This is a genomic window from Actinacidiphila sp. DG2A-62, from assembly GCF_035825295.1.
Classification (GTDB): domain Bacteria; phylum Actinomycetota; class Actinomycetes; order Streptomycetales; family Streptomycetaceae; genus Actinacidiphila.
Genome location: NZ_JAYMGI010000002.1, coordinates 6,158,787 through 6,175,549, shown reverse-complemented (window position 1 = coordinate 6,175,549; position 16,763 = coordinate 6,158,787). Strand labels below are relative to the sequence as shown.

General features: G+C 66.2%; 16 protein-coding genes and 2 pseudogenes. 10 read left to right on the top strand and 8 right to left on the bottom strand.

What is annotated here, in order from left to right; translation table 11 throughout:
- Positions 1 to 31 precede the first annotated feature (31 nt).
- From VSR01_RS27760 to VSR01_RS27725, 8 genes are all read right to left on the bottom strand, one after another.
- Positions 32 to 181 (bottom strand): CocE/NonD family hydrolase, encoded by a 150-nt coding sequence (locus tag VSR01_RS27760; RefSeq protein ID WP_326451821.1) that lies wholly within the window; start codon positions 179 to 181, stop codon positions 32 to 34.
- The gene (locus tag VSR01_RS27755; RefSeq protein WP_326451820.1) at positions 178 to 1,296 is read right to left on the bottom strand and encodes an FAD-dependent monooxygenase; all 1,119 of its coding nucleotides are present in this window, start codon (positions 1,294 to 1,296) and stop codon (positions 178 to 180) included. Before VSR01_RS27755 ends, VSR01_RS27760 begins: the two co-directional genes overlap by 4 nt.
- A gap of 160 nt (positions 1,297 to 1,456) precedes the next feature.
- A complete protein-coding gene (locus VSR01_RS27750) occupies positions 1,457 to 1,939 on the bottom strand; it encodes a nuclear transport factor 2 family protein (RefSeq protein WP_326451819.1) in 483 nt (160 codons plus the stop codon).
- A gap of 265 nt (positions 1,940 to 2,204) precedes the next feature.
- On the bottom strand, positions 2,205 to 2,903 hold the full coding sequence (locus tag VSR01_RS27745; RefSeq protein ID WP_326451818.1) for a sulfite exporter TauE/SafE family protein: 699 nt from the start codon (positions 2,901 to 2,903) through the stop codon (positions 2,205 to 2,207).
- A gap of 164 nt (positions 2,904 to 3,067) precedes the next feature.
- Positions 3,068 to 3,691: a DedA family protein gene (locus tag VSR01_RS27740; protein WP_326451817.1), complete on the bottom strand. Its 624-nt coding sequence runs from the start codon at positions 3,689 to 3,691 to the stop codon at positions 3,068 to 3,070.
- 194 nt (positions 3,692 to 3,885) lie between these two features.
- Positions 3,886 to 4,074: an NIPSNAP family protein gene (locus VSR01_RS27735; protein ID WP_326451816.1), complete on the bottom strand. Its 189-nt coding sequence runs from the start codon at positions 4,072 to 4,074 to the stop codon at positions 3,886 to 3,888.
- Entirely contained in the window at positions 4,071 to 4,199 is a 129-nt protein-coding gene (locus VSR01_RS27730) for a hypothetical protein (RefSeq protein ID WP_326451815.1), read from the bottom strand. The genes VSR01_RS27735 and VSR01_RS27730 overlap by 4 nt, the downstream gene beginning before the upstream one ends.
- Before the next feature lie 186 nt (positions 4,200 to 4,385).
- Positions 4,386 to 4,709, bottom strand: coding sequence for a hypothetical protein (locus VSR01_RS27725; protein WP_326451814.1), 324 nt, complete (start codon positions 4,707 to 4,709; stop codon positions 4,386 to 4,388).
- A gap of 791 nt (positions 4,710 to 5,500) precedes the next feature.
- On the opposite strand from VSR01_RS27725, the pseudogene VSR01_RS27715 reads away from it, so the two are divergent.
- From VSR01_RS27715 to VSR01_RS27670, 10 genes and pseudogenes are all read left to right on the top strand, one after another.
- Positions 5,501 to 7,035: pseudogene (locus VSR01_RS27715) on the top strand (DHA2 family efflux MFS transporter permease subunit).
- 126 nt (positions 7,036 to 7,161) lie between these two features.
- Positions 7,162 to 8,073 (top strand): NADP-dependent oxidoreductase, encoded by a 912-nt coding sequence (locus VSR01_RS27710; protein ID WP_442785712.1) that lies wholly within the window; start codon positions 7,162 to 7,164, stop codon positions 8,071 to 8,073.
- A 647-nt stretch (positions 8,074 to 8,720) separates the two neighbouring features.
- On the top strand, positions 8,721 to 9,464 hold the full coding sequence (locus VSR01_RS27705) for an NADPH-dependent FMN reductase (RefSeq protein WP_326451810.1): 744 nt from the start codon (positions 8,721 to 8,723) through the stop codon (positions 9,462 to 9,464).
- 153 nt (positions 9,465 to 9,617) lie between these two features.
- Positions 9,618 to 10,754, top strand: coding sequence for a homogentisate 1,2-dioxygenase (locus VSR01_RS27700; RefSeq protein WP_326451809.1), 1,137 nt, complete (start codon positions 9,618 to 9,620; stop codon positions 10,752 to 10,754).
- Positions 10,755 to 10,864: 110 nt separating this feature from the next.
- Positions 10,865 to 11,491 (top strand): carboxymuconolactone decarboxylase family protein, encoded by a 627-nt coding sequence (locus tag VSR01_RS27695; RefSeq protein ID WP_326451808.1) that lies wholly within the window; start codon positions 10,865 to 10,867, stop codon positions 11,489 to 11,491.
- A 292-nt stretch (positions 11,492 to 11,783) separates the two neighbouring features.
- Positions 11,784 to 12,662: a MarR family winged helix-turn-helix transcriptional regulator gene (locus VSR01_RS27690; protein ID WP_326451807.1), complete on the top strand. Its 879-nt coding sequence runs from the start codon at positions 11,784 to 11,786 to the stop codon at positions 12,660 to 12,662.
- A 77-nt stretch (positions 12,663 to 12,739) separates the two neighbouring features.
- A pseudogene (locus VSR01_RS27685) lies at positions 12,740 to 13,443 on the top strand (class II aldolase/adducin family protein).
- Positions 13,444 to 13,537: 94 nt separating this feature from the next.
- On the top strand, positions 13,538 to 14,578 hold the full coding sequence (locus VSR01_RS27680) for a cupin domain-containing protein (protein WP_326451805.1): 1,041 nt from the start codon (positions 13,538 to 13,540) through the stop codon (positions 14,576 to 14,578).
- A 66-nt stretch (positions 14,579 to 14,644) separates the two neighbouring features.
- Positions 14,645 to 15,859, top strand: a complete 1,215-nt coding sequence (locus tag VSR01_RS27675) for an FAD-dependent monooxygenase (RefSeq protein WP_326451804.1) — start codon at positions 14,645 to 14,647, stop codon at positions 15,857 to 15,859.
- Complete coding sequence (locus tag VSR01_RS27670; RefSeq protein WP_326451803.1) at positions 15,846 to 16,745, top strand: fumarylacetoacetate hydrolase family protein; 900 nt, start codon at positions 15,846 to 15,848, stop codon at positions 16,743 to 16,745. Before VSR01_RS27675 ends, VSR01_RS27670 begins: the two co-directional genes overlap by 14 nt.
- The last annotated feature ends 18 nt before the right edge of the window (positions 16,746 to 16,763 follow it).

The following is a 16,763-nucleotide window of genomic DNA, read 5'->3' as shown; positions in this document are numbered from 1 at the left end:
CCGGGGCAGAGCCCCTGATCTCGAATGTCCGTCAAAGCGGATCAAGCCCAGTCCGGCCGTACGGAGTGCGGGCGAGCAGGACCGGCCACGGGCCGATTCCGGCCGGTCGCCACAGATCGGTTGCCAGCGTGACACCGTCGCGCATCGGCACGGCGACGTTGGTTTCGATGTACAGGCTCATCCGGTTCTCCAAGTCGTCAGTGCCGCTACCGGTTGAGCATCCAGTGTCTGAAGGCCGCATAGTGGGCGGCGAATTCCTCCGGCGTCGCAGAGTCCTCCACCGTCTTGGCCAACTCGCTGACCCTCTGGTAGTGCGGGATCCGGTCGGCTTCGTAGGCGGCCAGCGCGGCCGCCACGCCATCGCAGGAGGTGAGCAGCCGGGCCAGCAACAGCGCGTCCTCCACACCCAGCGACGCACCCGCGGTGATGTGCGGGGAAAGTGCGTGAGCGGAATCGCCTGGCAAGAACCACCCGCTGCGACACCCACCGCGCCAACGGCGGCACCAGCATGACCTGGTTGTGCAGCACCTGCTCGTCCGGCGTCGATGCGATCAGGGCGGGCAATGCCGGGTTCCAGCCCGTCGTGTCGAGGAACGCTGCACGTTCTGCGGCTTGCTCTTTGGGCGTGCCGTGCAGCGGATCGACGCCGAACTGGTTGACCAACCAGTACACGGTGCCGTCGGCGGTGGGCACGTATCCGCCACGGGTGCGCTCTTCGCCGAGCACGATGACGCTGCGGTCGATGGTGGTGCCCGCCGGCGGCGGGACGACCGCGCGCCACGCGTGGTGACCCTTGTGCTCCACGGCTTCACTGCCCGGAAGCAGCAGGGAACGAACGATCGAGTACACGCCGTCGGCGCCGACGAGCAGGTCCGCTCCGGCCCTGGTGCCATCACCGAAATGAGCCGTCACGCCGGTGTCTGTCTCGTCGTAGCCGACTAGGCGCGAGTCAAGGCGGATGTGGTCGGGGCCCACCGCCTCGGCGAGCAAGTCGTTCAACTTGGCCCGGTGCACCAGCAGATACCGGTGGTTGTCGTCGGAGTACCCGGACGGATGGATCACTTCGCCCGCGTGGTTCCGGAAGAACATCTCCGCGGGCCGGCCGATGGCGCGCACCTGCTCGCCCAGTCCTAGTTCGTCGAAGACTGCCACCGCGTTCGCCCACAACCCGAGCCCCGCACCGGCCGCCCGGATCGCGGGTGCCTGCTCGTGGATCATCGCCTCGATGCCCTGCCTGCGCAACGCGATCGCAGTGGTGAGTCCAATGATCCCGCCGCCGACAATAACTGCACGCACGTGTCGTACCTCCTGAACGAGCTGAGAATTCTCTGCTTTTCCGCGCCGGGCGCGGCGTCGATGTCAGTCAGGCCGGAAGGGGGATGCGGTCGGCATCAGAAAACCACGCTGCCGAAATTTGTGAGCCCACGGAAAAGGGCACACGCCAGCCGTGGCCCTTTCAGTGAGAATCCGGCAAAGCGGTTTGAGCTCCTTCGCGAGCGATGCGGTACAGGTCCTGATTTCCTTCCCACGGTGCGGCCCGCACGATCGCCCATCGCCGTATCACCCATTTCCCGTTCGCGCTGGCGAGGTCTAGGTGCCAATAGCCCCGCATGGTGAGGTGGTCGACACCCGGGGTCGGGACGTGGTGATAGGCGACCATATGTGCACGGCACCGTGCGGTCTCACCGTGTATATCGACGAGCAGATTGGAACTGGCGTGGTGCGTGCAGGTAAAACCATCAATGATGGTACGTGTCTTCGCAGTTATCTCGTCTGCCGTCAGCTCCTCGACGGGCTCGCCGGACCGTTCGGTCAGATCCAGCGTCATCCGATCGGCAAAAAGGCTCCGAAAGAGTCCCCAATCCTTAGAGTCCTGAGCATGCGCCAGATTGGCGACCAGGTCGGCAATCCGCATACGGCCGAGCAGTGTCGTGTCCATGTCGACCGCGTTAGATCGTGACATTTATGCCATCCAGTGCCATGTGGTAAATCCTCGGTTTACTGGCATGCAATTCAGTTCCATCGGCTGCAACGCCGGCTGCCTTGGGTCGAGTTTCCGGTCGCTACGAGGCATGCACCGGTCATTTCCGTAGTGCCGGGGAACCCCCAGCTAAGCCTCGGCGTTGTTCACGGCGAGTGTCAGGTAAGCGCACGAATGAGCAAGACGGCGCCGATCGTCGTGCCGAACGTGACGATGAGCGCCTTCAGGAGGCGGCCCGGCAGACGCCGAGCCAAAATCGCCCCCGTGTAACCGCCCGCGACCGTCGCGGGCCCAGAACCAGGACGGCGAACCAGTTGACCGGACCGAAGAGTGAAAACGTCACAAGAGTGACGCCGCCCACGGTGACGGTGAGGACGTTCTTGACGGCGTTGATCTGATGGAGAGGCTCGTCGAGAACCAGAGCCAGTGCGGCAACGTACATGACGCCCAGGGCGGCGCCGAAATAGCCGCCGTAGACAGCGCCGACAAAGACGACCACCTGCAGAGTGACCGTTCGGCGGCGGTGGCTGAGCGCCCGCGGATGACCCACCAGACCGCGCAGACGTTCCTGGAAGAACAGCGTCGCAGCCGCGCCGAGCACGAGAAAAGGCGCGATGAGCTCGAAGGCCCGGGCAGGCGTGACAAGCAGCACCGCGCAGCCGGTGGCCGCACCGGCGGCGCAGGCGGGCAGCACGGCCCGGATACGGGGCCACTGCCCGGTGAGGTCGGCCCGGCTGCCCAGCACGCTGGAGACGTAGCCGGGAAAGACCGAGACCGAGTTCGTGACGTTTGCCTCGACCGTGGGAAGACCGGTCACCATCAGGCTGGGGAACGTGATCAGCGAGCCCCCGCCGGCGAGTGAGTTGATTCCGCCGGCCACCACACCCGCGAAGACCAGCAGCAGTATGTGTCCAACGTCCATGGGTACCAAATTCCGCGGAAGGGATGCCTGATGGCCGACCGGTGGGCATACTGCGACGATTTGTCATGGGTGCGCGCAGTCCACTGCAATTCGTGAGATCTCCTCCTCTTATCTGCCCGGCTGCCAGCCTCCGGCACCGGAACGGAAGGTTGAGCAGATGCACTTCAGTTGAGGGCCGGGTCCGCCGCGACCGCGCCCCTGCGGCGGCGGAAATAGCGAATGGCTTCGATAACACCAGTCACCACGAAAGCCAGCCCGACGCCGACGGCGATAGCCAGCAGCGTGTTCTCCTGGAATACGACGCCCCCCAGGTAGCCGGTGAGGGCGGTGTAGGTGCTCCATGCCGCCGTCGCGAATCCGACGAAGAGTGCGTACTTGGCCATGGGAAACCCCACGAGACCCGTGGATAGGGTGGCCAGGTAACGCCCCACTGGGATGAACCGGGTCGTCACCAGGATGAAGCCACCACGGGAATCGAGTTCGCGGGCGAACCAGTCATGCGCTGTCCGGCGTTTGGAACCGGGCGGTAGACGTTTGAGAATTCGTTCACTCAACAGCCGTCCGGCCCCGTAGGGTACGCAATCACCGAGAAATGCGCCCAACGTGGTGGCTGCGATGACGAGCACGATCGAGGTATCCCCGGAAGCGGCATAGACACCTGCGACGATCACGACTGGCTCGCTCGGTATCAGCGGAAGAAATGAGTCGAGGAAGGACACCGCAGCCAGCACCGCGTACAACCACGGTGAGGAAATGACTGATTCGGCCAGTTCCAGCCAGTCGATCATAGGCCGCCGACCTTCGTTATCAGGCGCGCATGGACGGTCATAGGGCATCCCTCAGGGATGATCGGCGATCATGTCGTTCGGCTGTGCTAGGTGAGGCGAGACGGAGGCGGACGATCGTGGGCACCAGGGCCCGCGTTCGAAGACGCAGGTAACGGCCGCCGTCGATGGCTAGATGGGCGGGAATGTGAACGCGATCACCTGAGGCCCGACCAGGGGGTGGGATTCAGGCGGATGGTGGACGCCATGCCGTCCGTCAGCGCGGACACGGTCGCCACGATGGACGCGCATCGGGGGTCTTGGTGGACGGCGTCCAAGACCCGTTGCCGATCCGCGACGTCCTCGAAGCGGCGGATCCAGACGAAGCTGTTCTCGTCATCGCTCACCGTGAATGCTCCAGCACCTGCATCCCCCTTTCCTGGTGCAGTGGGATGACGGTCACGTCCATATAGCGGGTCAGTTCGGGGCCACTGCCGGGACGGGCGTGCTCGGTGCGTATCTCGTAGAACATGCTTTCCTCTTCTGTGCGTTCCTCGCGGCCTCCGCCAAGCCGGCCCGTCGACGGCCAACTCGTGGGCGACGCAAGAGCCCTGTGGAGTGTGTGCGCCACCCTCCAGTGGTGGATGAGCCGGTGTTCGCCTGGCCTTCGGAGGCCGAGCCGTCACACGGCACGCACCGGTGAGCGATCCTCTGAGGTTCACGGGTCCTGTGCCACGGGCCACGTTGCTCCGTGCGCCGCAGCCCAGTGGACAGCCGGATTTGTGCCGTCGTACCGCGTCGGGGAGACGAGCTCGATCAGCTTGTTCCGGTGGGCCAGCAGGTATTGACGGTCTTCAGGATCGAACGTCGGGGTCTTGAGCAGCCGTCCGGCCGGATCGTGGATGTACGTCCCGGTGGGCGCGTCGATTCGGGCACCGGGACGCCGACGCCGAGATGGTCGAAGACCGTCGGCGCAGTGGGCCGGAATCCAGGGGCAGGCTCCGGCGGCATTGGCGCGCAGCTGTGGAATCTCCATTTCCATCCCCGGCGGATGATCACGACGGTGCCCTCACCGTCCACCTACCTGTGCTGGCATACCGGGGGACGGGGGTCATGGTGCTCGCGATGGGCAGACGCTGATGTCCACGGCGCCCTCCTGGGCATTGAGTGCTTCCGACGGTAGGGAAGGCGGGCCGATATACACCAGTGAAACGTTGATACAGACTTATTCCACTGCTGATAATCCAGCATTTGTCGTGGCGCCGGCCCGCCTCGGGGCGGCAGGCCGGGAAGCGTCAATGTCGGGGCCGGCGACCATCGCTTGTCGGCTCCGGCCGCTCCCTCTTCGGGAAGCCCGAGCTCGGTGCCGGAACGCGGCCCGCTCTGCGCCGGGTCTCGATGCGTGCCACGGAGTGGCACGCTCCCATGGATGCGTACTCGGCGCGCATCATGGCCACCTAGCGATAGGTAGGGGGTAGCGATATTCGCAGTTGTGTTTTAGTTGCGCCATCGCTAGTATTTCGGCGTGCGTGATCGTGCAGCACTGACCGCGACCGTTGAGGGCTTCAGCAGGCCACTGCCGAACCTGAACGGCAGGGCCGGGCCGGTGCAGGAGGAACGCACGGCGAGCCCTCGCCGAAGTCCTCCTGCGCGCCAGGCCCGATATGCGCGCTGGACCGCCGGTTCGCAAGGCGTGCGGCTTTCCCGAGCGCCCGAGGGGCGCATCCGTGCGTTCAACGGCTCTCCGTCGACTGCCCCCTGCCGACAGCTACTTCGCCCCCCGTCACACCGGCCAAGAAGCACCGAGCTGATGAGTAAGAAGAGAGACACCACATGAGTTCCGACACCCCGCCGACAGGAAGCAGCCGACAGACGGCTCTCCTCGAGGTCGGCGACCACGGTAGTGCAAGCAGCGCATCGGGAGCGGCCCGGCGCTGGACGGCGTTGGGCGTGTTGAGTCTGGCGCAGCTGATGGTCGTCCTGGATTCGACCATCGTGAACATCGCGCTGCCGACCGCCCAGCAAGATCTAGGGTTCTCCACCGATGCCAGGCAGTGGGTGGTGACCGGATACGCCCTGGCTTTCGGCAGTCTCCTGCTGCTGGGGGGCCGTCTGTCGGATCTCTTCGGCCGCAAGCTGCTGTTCCTGATTGGCGTCGGTGGCTTCGCCCTGGCATCCGCACTCGGCGGCGCGGCCGAAAGCTTCCCGATGCTGCTGGCCGCTCGCATCGCCCAGGGCGCGTTCGGTGCGATGCTCGCTCCGGCAGCGCTGTCCCTGGTCTCGGTCACCTTCGCCCACGACGCCACCGAACGGGGACGTGCCTTCGGAATCTTTGGCGCAGTCTCGGGGCCGGCGGCGCCGTGGGACTGCTGCTGGGCGGCGTTCTGACGCAGAGCATGTCGTGGCGGTGGTGCCTGTATGTGAATCTGCCGATCGCGGCGGTCGCCCTCATCGGTGCCCTGCTCTGGCTCCGCGAAGGCGACCGGCCGGAGCGGATTGGCCTGGACATATGGGGCGCCAGCGTCAGCGTGCTGGGCCTGTTCGGAGTCGTGTTCGGCCTTGGTAACGCCGCTTCGAAGGGCTGGACCGATGCATCAACGCTCGGGCCGGTGGTCGCCGGTCTGCTGCTCATGGCCGTCTTCGTACTGATCGAGCGTCGCACCCGCCACCCACTGCTGCCCCTGGGTGTCATCTTGGACCGCGACAGGGGAGCGGCGTTTTTGTCGATCGGACTGGCCGGGGTGGGATCGTTCGCGGTCTTCCTGTTCCTCACCTACTACCTCGAGGACGCCCTAGGGTTCAGCCCCGTCCAGACCGGCATCGCGTTCTTGCCGATGGTCGGCCTGCTCATCGTGGGTGCGATCATCTCGGGAGCTCTGCTGCCACGTGTCGGGCCGCGCCCGCTGGTGCCGGCCGGGTGCCTGCTCGCAGTCATCGGCATGGCGCTGTTCACGGGCATCGGGACCAGCACCGCCTACGCCGGAAGCGTGCTTCCTGGCCTGCTCGTCCTCGGCCTCGGATCCGGGATGATCTTCGGGTCGGCGACGAACGCCGCCACCAGCGGGGTCCAGTCCCAAGAGGCCGGAGTGGCGTCCGCCATGGTCAACACCACGCAGCAGATCGGCGGATCCATCGGCACAGCCGTGTTCAGCTCGCTTGCCGTCACCGCGATGACCGCCTACCTGAAGGACCACGCAGAGTCGGCCACCCAGGCGGCAACCGTGGCCAACGCCACCATCGCGGGCTATCACCTGGTGTTCTGGATCGCGGCGGCCGTGTTCCTGGTGTGCGCCATCCTGACCGCCGCTCTGTTCCGCAGCGGCCCACTGAAGGTCGATCCCAACGCCGCGCCGGTCGCCGCCCACTGACGTCCCAGCCCCGCACTACCCCGGGCGGCGTACCCGCCCCGTCTTGCCGGTGCCCCCGCACCGATCCTCCCGCAGGGTGCAGATAGCACCCTTTGCGTCAACCCCATGCATCTGAAGGGAAAAATCATGAAAGCAGCACAGTTCAGCGAGTACGGGGGCCCGGAGGTCCTGAAGATCGTGGACCTGCCGGATCCGCACCCCGGCCCCGGCCAGGTCCGCATCGCCGTCCGTGCCGCCGGTATCAGCGGCACCGACTGGAAGCTGCGCCAGGGCCAGCTCAGCTTCGGTGCGGAGCTTCCGCAGACCACGGGCCGCGATGTCGCGGGCGTGGTCGACGAGGTCGGCGAAGGCGTCACCGACGTGGCCGTCGGCGACCGCGTGTTCGGCATTTCCGACGACGGCGCCGGGGCCGCCGAGCTGGCACTGCTGACCTTCCGTGCCATCATCCCGCCCTCCCTCGGATTCGTCGGCGCCGCCGGACTCCCCATCGCCCTGGAGACAGCCACCCGATCGCTCAACCAACTCGGCGTCACCAACGGAACGACTCTGTTCATCAACGGCGCCTCCGGCGGCATCGGCAGCACTGCCATCCAACTCGCCGTCGCCCGAGGTGCACGCGTCATCGGCGCGGCCAGCGCCGCCAATCAGAACTACCTCCGCCTGCTCGGCGCAGAGCCCGTCACCTACGGCGACGGCATGACCGAGCGCGTTTACGCTCTCGCCCCGAACGGCGTCGATGTCGCTCTCGACATCGCAGGAAGCGGTGTTCTGCCCCAGCTCATCGACATGGCGGGCGGTGCACAGAACGTCATCACCCTCGCCGACTTCCACGGGGCCAAAGAGCACGGAGTGCACTTCAGCAACGGCTTCGTCGACGGCCACGGCTTCGACTCTCTTGCCACCATCGGCGAACTCATCGAGAGCGGACGATTCTGGCTTCCCGTCGACCGCACCTTCCCCCTCGCTGACATCGCCGAAGCCCACCGCGTCAGCGAGAGCGGACGCGTACGAGGCCGCCTGGTCCTGCTGGTCAACTAGCCAGTAGTGCCTCGTGGGCAGGGGATGCTTCTCCGGCTGCAGGCGGGGCAGTTGGGCCGACGCCGAGGCGGGGCCAGTGGAGTTCACTGCTGCTGCGCCCGCCTCGGCGGGCACAGCAGCAGCAGACGCAGGCCACCTGCGCGATCCAACTGCCTGACGGCCGGCGCCAGTTGCTCAAGCCGAGCGGTCGAGCAGCAGCCCAACGACACCCTGCACGACCCCACCAGTGCGTGAGTCTCGGGATCTGCTGCGCAGGCAGAACGGCCAGCCCAGCCGCACACCAGGCATGGCTCGTCGGCGGCGTGTGCATTGCGTGCACGACGACAGCGGCAGCAGGCCCCGGACACCTCATCCGGCCGGGCTGCGCCCACGAGGCGCCCGGTCTCCATGCAAGGCACCGAGCTGCTGAGTGCAGCACGGCACGCCGCAACCCACAGCACCCTTAGTTTGTACACGTATTCAATTCCTCAGCGCTACGAGGCCTCGCTTGTTGAGGTCAAATACGGACAAATTTTAGCCACATAGGCGAAGTCCTTCGTATTGACAGCCCCCGCGAGGCTCCATACGTTAGTACACGGAGTACATTGCCGTCGCTTCCTTAGGGCGGCTATCCGGACCGCCGCACGCACGGACGCGAGGAGCGCCTCATGACTGAATCGCACCGCTTGCAGGTGATCGTCGGGAGTACCCGGCCCGGCCGGGCCGCAGACCGCGTTGTTCCCTGGGTGCTCCGCCGCGCCGGCGAGCACGAGCGCTTCGACGTCGAGCTGATCGACCTGCGCGACTGGCCGCTGCCCATGTTCCAAGAGACCTTCGCGACGGTCGGGGACTTCTCCAACCCCACCTACTCCACGCCCATCGTTCGGAAGTGGAACCACAAGATCGCAGAGGGCGACGCCTATCTGTTCGTCACCACGGAGTACAACCACAGCGTCCCGGGCGAACTCAAAAACGCGCTCGACAGCATCTGGATCAGCTACGCCCTGAGGAACAAGCCGGCCGCGTTCGTGGGATACAGCAGCGGCCCCTACGGAGGTGTGCGCGCCGTGGAGCACCTCTCTCACGTCGCGATCGAGAGCGAGATGGCGCCGCTGCGCAACTCCGTATTGATCGGTGACGTGCAACAGGCGTTCAACGACCGGGACGAGCCGGTCGACCCCGTCACCGACGTCGCCCTGTCCGTAACACTCGACGACCTCGCCTGGTGGTCTGACGCCCTCTCCTCGGCGCGCCAGGTCGGAGAGCTGCCGCCAGGCTCGTTCCGCCTCTTCTCCGGCATCGCGGCCCTCGAGAAGCAGGCGGGCGAGGTCACAGAACCGGCCGAACCTGAACCGGCTCCCGACGACCTGGCCGCCAGTGCCGGCCACTGGGCACGGGAATCCCTTCAGTAACCGCCGCCCCGACGCAACACCACGCGTTCATCCGGTTGAGGCGACGTCACCTCCCGCAGCACGGCCGTCTGCCGGCCACCCGCGGCGGCTGCGCCCGCAGCCGGTTCCGCTGGCACGGGGGCACAACTCTCAGCAAAGGAGCTCCACCGCGCTATGTATGCCAAGCATTCGCAAGGGACGGTCAACCGACAGGCGCACCTGCGCTGGCCAGAGGGCACCTTCGAGGAGCATCACGGCCGAGACGGGTTCGCGGGAGACTGCTCCCAGCTGTACCGACGACACCCCACAACCGCCTGGACCAGGGTCGAAGGGCCCATCAGCCCCCGGGGTATTCAACTGGACGAGATCCCGGCCGAAGACGCCGAGGACCTCCGTGCCACGCCGACACTGCTCATGTACAACGCCGATATGAAGGTCTCGGTGAGCAGGCGGTCCACACCGACCCCTTACTACATCCGTAACACCGACGGGGACGTCACCATCCTCACTCAACGAGGAACAGGCCGCCTGGTATGTGACTACGGAGTCCTGGAGTACGGCCCCCTGGAGTACCTCGTCATCCCGAAAGGCACCAACTACAAGTTGATACCCGAGGGCGGCGAAACCCTGGCCTACATCATCGAAACCAGGTCGGCCATCCGGATCCCGGACCGTGGACTCCTCGGCCAGTTCCTGCCGTTCGACATCGGCGTCCTGGACACACCACAACTCGAGCGGAATGAACCGCCCTCCCAGGAGCAGGGAGAATGGGAGATCGTCGTCAAGCGCGAGGAACAACTGTCCTCCATCTTCTACCCGTTCGACCCCCTGGATGTGGAAGGCTGGCAGGGATCAGTCACCCCGTTCCGGCTTCGCCTGTCCGACATCAGGCCCCTGACATCGGAACGCCTCGACGTACCGCCCGTCACCCATGCAACGTTCGAGGCCGAGGGCGTCTGGATCGTCACGATGTGCCCGCGCCCGCTGCAGACGGGTGATGCCGCTCCCATCCAGCCGTACCACCGCAACGTCGACTACGACGAGATCATGCTCATGCTCGGCGGTGGCGACCCCATTCCGGGTGGACCGAAGGACGGGTTCACGGCGGTGGTTCCCGGGGGCATGAGCCACGGGCCGAACGCCATGATGCTGGAGATGTCCGGCAAGGGCCTGTTCACCCGGATGCCCATGTACATGCTGAACATCGACACCCTTCGGGCCGTGCACTTCACCGACGCGTTCAAGCAGTACGAAATCCCGGACTACAGCGCCGCGGAGAAGTTCAACGCCGGCCCTCCCGGCGCCCACTGACCGACGATCCGCACCAAGCCCGGAGCCGCAGGGGCCTGAGGTCCAGGCTCTGCGGCGCCGACCGACGTGCTCATGAAGCTGGATGAAACAGAGAAGAGGGGAAGCGACCCATGCCGTTGCTTCGACAGGTATCACTCCACGAGGTCAAGGATGCGGACATCCGAGAGCACTACCGGCGAACGTTCGGTGACCGCGATCCGGTCGCCGAACCCGGTACCGCCAGCGGCACTCCTGGCGACTGGTGGACCACTTTCGCCCTCTCGCCCAGCGTCCTTCGCAACAGCGCCGACTTCCTTCTGATGGCCGCCGATCCCGAATCCAAGCTGAGTCTGTCGCCCCGGCATCGGGAGCTGGGCGTCCTGCGGCAGGCGTGGGTGAACGGCTGCAAGTTCATTTTCTCGCAACACTGCAAGTCCGCACGGATGTTCGCCGGAATATCCGACGAGGAAATCGCAGCGATCCCCAACTGGCAGGTGAGCCCTCTGTTCACACCCGTCGAACGGGCACTGCTCACACTGACAGATGCGATCACCTCGGAGCATGGGCGGGTGGAGCCGAAGGTAGTCGAGGTATTGCAGGATGGCCTCCCCGACGAGGCCATCCTAGAGTTCTCCTACATCGTCAGTCTCTACATGGCGCACGGAACGATGATCCGAGCACTCCGGCTCGAGTACGACAACGTGGATGATCCGATCGTCGAAGTGCCGGCCCCCGACCCTGACAAGCCGTTCGGCTGACGAGTCCGTGCACAGCGCTGTGGCGGGGGAGCGGCGAGGCGACTTCCAATGTCAGCCACGCGCCGGTGGCCCATCGAAGGACCGACACCTCGGCGCCCACAGAGGCCCGATCGCACATCGATGATTCCTGGATCACGGATCCACTATGTTCTACCGGTGCGCTCGCCTCCTGGGAGCGTTAAGTCAGATGCAGGGACAATCGAAGGACCGTTTCCGAGAGGAGCCAGTGCCCGTGTCTGCCCCTTCGTCTGCACGCGACTCCAGGAAGCAGGGCGCAAAACGCCCGCCCACCATGCCGCTGGAGAGCACGCTGGGGCACTTGCTGCGTCGGGCGCAGCAAGCCCATACCGCGCTGTGGACGCTTGAGTTCAGCGGGGATGTGACCGGCCCGCAGATCGCAGCGCTGACCGCTCTGGTCCAAGCCGGAGCACTGGACCAAAACACTCTCGGGCAGATTGTGTCGCTCGACAAGGCCACCACCGCCGGAGTCTGCGCCCGGCTGGAACGCGATGGGTGGATTCGCCGCGTCCGCGATCCTCTCGACGCACGCCGCAACGCCATCACGCCCACCCCCGCCACCCAGACCTCCTTGCGCTACCTGTGGGTGGGAGTGGAGGCCGTGCAGCGCGCGCTGTTGGAACCGCTCTCCCTCGAAGAGCGGCCCGGCTTCGTGGACTTGCTCGCCGCGCTGGCCTACGCCGGCAACCCACCCACGGCCCCCGAGCGAACCGACGGGGCCACGGACGCGCGCATCGCGCACATGAGGCTGGAGACCACGCCCGGCCACCTCATCCGCCGCGCCGAACAGGTCCACGCGACCCACTGGCAGTCACACGTGGGATCGGTGCTCACACCTGCACAGTACGGTCTGCTCACCGCCGTTGCGACGGACGCCCGGCTCGACCAGCGCGAAGCCGGTCAACGGGCCTCGCTGGACAAGTCAAGCACGTCGGACATCGTCGGCCGCCTCATGCGACGCGGCCTGCTGGACAGCGAGTTCGATCCCGCAGACCGGCGGCGCAAGCTGCTACGCCCGGCCGCCGGCACGATGGCCTTGCTCACTGAACTGGAGCCGGCCGTCCGAAAAGTCAACGAGATCCTGGCTGAGCCTTTCTCGCCCGCAGAGCTGAAGAGCCTGTTGAACCAGCTGCGGCGAGTCGCCTACCGATAGAGACCATCAGCCTGGGCCTGCAGGCTGAGCATACGCAGACCCCATCGACGCAGATAGTCCGCATACGAACGGATGAGATGGATGCCATGAGTACTGACCCAACTGAAGCGGTTGCTCGGGCCCACCGCGCTCTCGCCTTCGCCGGGCAGACCGACATGGTGTGGGGGCACGTGAGCGCGCGCGACCCCGACGGGCGCGGGGTGTGGATGAAGGCCGCTTCCTGGGGCTTCGAGGAGATCACCGCACGGCAGGTGGTCCTCGTCTCCCCGGGGGCGAGGTCCTCCTCGGGGAAGGCGGGCGGCATATCGAATACCCCATCCACACCCGGCTCATGGAGGCACGTTTGGACGTCGCGTCGGTGGTGCACAGCCATGCCCCGTCCGCGTGTGTCTTCGCTTCCCTGGACGTTCCGCTTCGTGCGCTGTCCCATGACGCGGTGCCCTTCCTCGCCCCTGACATCCCGCGGTTTTACGAGTCGGGCGACCTCATCCGCGACGACCGGACGGGGTCGGCGCTCGCGGACACCGTGGGCGACTCGGCCGGTGCGCTGATCCCGGGGCATGGCCTGGTGACGGTCGGCTCGAGCCTCGCCGTCGCTGTCATGCGCGCGGTGCTGCTGGAACGCGCGTGCCGAAACCAGCTCCAAGCCCTCTCCGCCGGCGGCCCCGCCCGCTGGTCCAACGAAGCCGAGATCGCCAGCAAGCGGGAGACCGTGTGGTCGGAGGAGCAATACCGGGCCGGATACGACTACCTGGTGCGCCGCGCCGACGCGGTCGGCTGACCAGGAGAGCGTCCACGGGATCCCGTTGTTGACCCAAGGTCTCCGCCAGCATAAGCTCCGTACACGAACAGTAATGTCCCGATGGGAGTCGATCATGGCGAGTGAGACGAGCACGGATCGCTTGCAGCGCATGTACGAAGACTTCACGAGGGCAAGCGTCAGGCCCCTGTGGCGCGAATCCGGGCTCCTGCCCCAGACACCGCGGACCATCACGCCGCACCTCTGGGCCGGGGAGACGATCCGCAACCTGGCCAGGGAGGCAGGTGCACTCGTCCCGGTCGAGGGCGGAGGCGATCGCCGCGTCCTGGCCCTTGCGCACCCGGACCTGAACGGAAAGCCCTTCGCCACGCCCACGCTCTGGGCCGGCATCCAGTTCTTGAACGGCCGTGAGGCGGCTCCACCGCACCGCCACAGTCCCGGAGCGCTCCGGTTCGTGATGGAGGGCAGCGGCGTCTGGACCATGGTCAACGGCGACCCGGTTCTCATGGAGCCGGGAGATCTTGTACTGACGCCCAGTTTCAACTGGCACGCCCACGACAATCCGAGCGACTCCCCGATGATCTGGTTCGACGGCCTCGACCTGCCCATGGTCCAGAGCCTGGACGCCGTCTTCTTCGAGGACGGGGCGGGCCACGGCGAACTCTACGAAGCGTCGGTCAAGAGCCGCTCCGAGAAGCTGTACGGGGGTGTCGGCCTGACGCCAGCCCGACAGGTGATGCCGGATGCGTCTTTGGGCAGGCATTCGCCTCTTCTCGCCTACCGCTGGAAAGCCACCGACCAAGCGCTCGAAGCGCACCTCGCCGAATCCGGAGAAGACAGCGCGCTGCTCCGCTTCACCGACCCCACGACCGGCGATGACGTGATGCCGACCCTGCGCGCAGAAATGCTGCGCATCCGCCGTTCAGGGTCCACGGGCAAGCAACGGCAAGTGGGCAGTTCGGTCGTTCTCGTGCATCACGGCGAAGGCATGTCCACGGTCGGCGACCGAGACCTGTCATGGAAGCGCGGTGATGTGTTCGTCATCCCTTCATGGCAGGCAGTCGTGCACCGTGCCCACACCCGCAGCGACCTGTTCGTGCTCTCGGACAGCCCTGTCCTGGAACGGATCGGGCTCGGCCGACGGGAACTGCTCTAACCCCACCTTGGCCGGCCGGCATTGCCGACGCTGCAGAGGCTGCGAAACCCCGGAAGGTAACCGCACATGAACACTCACTCGGCGTTGCCGTTTGTCGTCGTGGGCGCTGGCATCGGAGGCGTCGGTGTCGCCCTTGCCCTCGCCCGGCACGGCCACCCCGTGCTCGTCCTGGAACAAGCGCTTCAGACCGGCGAGATCGGCGCAGGAATCCAGCTCGGCCCCAATGCCTTGCGGGTGCTCGACCACCTCGGCGTCCTGGAGGTCGTCGGTGAGAACGCCGTGTTCCCGCCCGCCGCCACCATGCGCGACGCCACCACGGGCGAGGTCCTGACCCAGCTCGAGTTCGGGGGCCAGTTCCTGGCTGCCTTCGGCTACCCGTACATGGTCACCCACCGCAGTGACCTTCACGCGGGGCTGCTCACGGCGGCGGAGGCCACCGGGCTCGTGCGGATCCGGACCGGCTGCCGACTCTCCCGCATCAGCAAGGACGCCAAAGGCGACATCGGGCTGTCACTCGCAAACGGCGAACAGCTCCACGCGCGCGCACTGATCGGAGCCGACGGTCTTCACTCCGTGGTACGCCGCCACGTCGTAGGCCCCGACGAACTGGTGCACTCCGGGGACTTCGCCTACCGCGGCACCGTGCCCTACGCCGACGCAGCCGACCGGGAGGGAAAAGATGACATGACCTGGTGGGTCGGCGCGTCCATGCACCTGATCCAATACCCGGTGCGAGGAAAGTCGCTCTACAACCAGGTAGCCGTCTTCTCCGGCAGCCACCGTGGCCCTGACACATCCGGCTGGGATCACGCCAGCGAGTTCGCGCAACGGTTCGAGGGCAAGCACCCCCTCGTCATGGAAGGTGCAGCCCAGCTCGACCGAAAGCGTGTCTGGTCGATCGTCGACCGTGCACCCATCCCACGCTGGTCCGACGGCCGCGTCACCTTGCTCGGTGACGCAGCGCACCCCATGGTGCAGTACCTCGCGCAGGGCGGCTGCCAAGCACTGGAAGACGTCGCCTGCCTTGCCGAGTGCGTCACGTCAGAGACCGACATCGAGACTGCCTTCAAAAGATACGAGGCCGAGCGGGCACATGTTGCGGGCACCGTCCAGCGCTGGGCGCGGGCGATGGGACGCATCGTGCACGCCAGCGGAACTACCGCCGACCTTCGAAACGAGCTGCTGCGCGCGCGACGCAGTAGCGATTTCAGGCAGGTGCATTGGCTCTACGGGCACCGCCCGGTCAGCAACCATCGGAGGCCGAGTCATGCGACTGGTTAGCTTCAATGCAGGCCGGGTGGGCAGGGTCGACGGCGACCACGTGGTGGACCTGACTCCTTTGCTGGACTGCTCGGACGGCTACAGCTCTGTCAGCTCTATGCGTCGTCTGATCTCGCAGTGGTCGCAGCTAGGTCACCGCGCGGGGGCTTTTGACGGCCCCCGGTACGCCTTGAACGAAGTGACTCCACAAGCACCCATCCCGGATCCGTCGAAGATCCTCGCAGCACCGGTGAACTACGCGGACCACCAGGCCGAGATGAAGGTGAATGCCCAGGTGAGTTCTCTGGGCCTGTTTCTCAAGGCCCCCTCCTCGGTCATCGGCCCCGCGGGCACCGTTCGACTGCCCTACTTTGATCGTCGCTTCGACCAGGAAGGCGAACTCGCGGTCGTCGTCGGCCAGCCCGCCTTCCAGCTGCAGGAGGACCCCCTTGCCGCGGTGTTCGGCTATACGGGCCTGCTCGACATCACGATGCGCGGCGGCGAGGACCGCTCGACACGTAAGTCCTTTGCGACCTTCACCCCCCTCGGTCCCTGGATCGTGACACCAGACGAATTCGGTGATCCCGACTCCGTCGACCTGGTGTGCGCGGTGAACGGTCGTATCCGCCAGCAGGCCAACACCCGCGACCTGATCTGGAACGTTGCCCGACTCGTCCAGTACGCGTCGTGGATCAGTCCCTTGCAGCCCGGCGACATCATCACCACGGGCACCCCGGCCGGCGTCGACGAAATACTTGACGGCGACGACATCACGCTCGAGCTGTCGGGCCTCGGTGCGCCGCTGCGCGTGACCGTGGTCTCGGACGGAGCAGTGCGGTCTCACACCACGGGCAGCGGGCGCGGTCCGCAGCCGCCGGCCGGATCCCGCACCGGAATGCGGACGTGAAGCCGCTCATGAATGCAC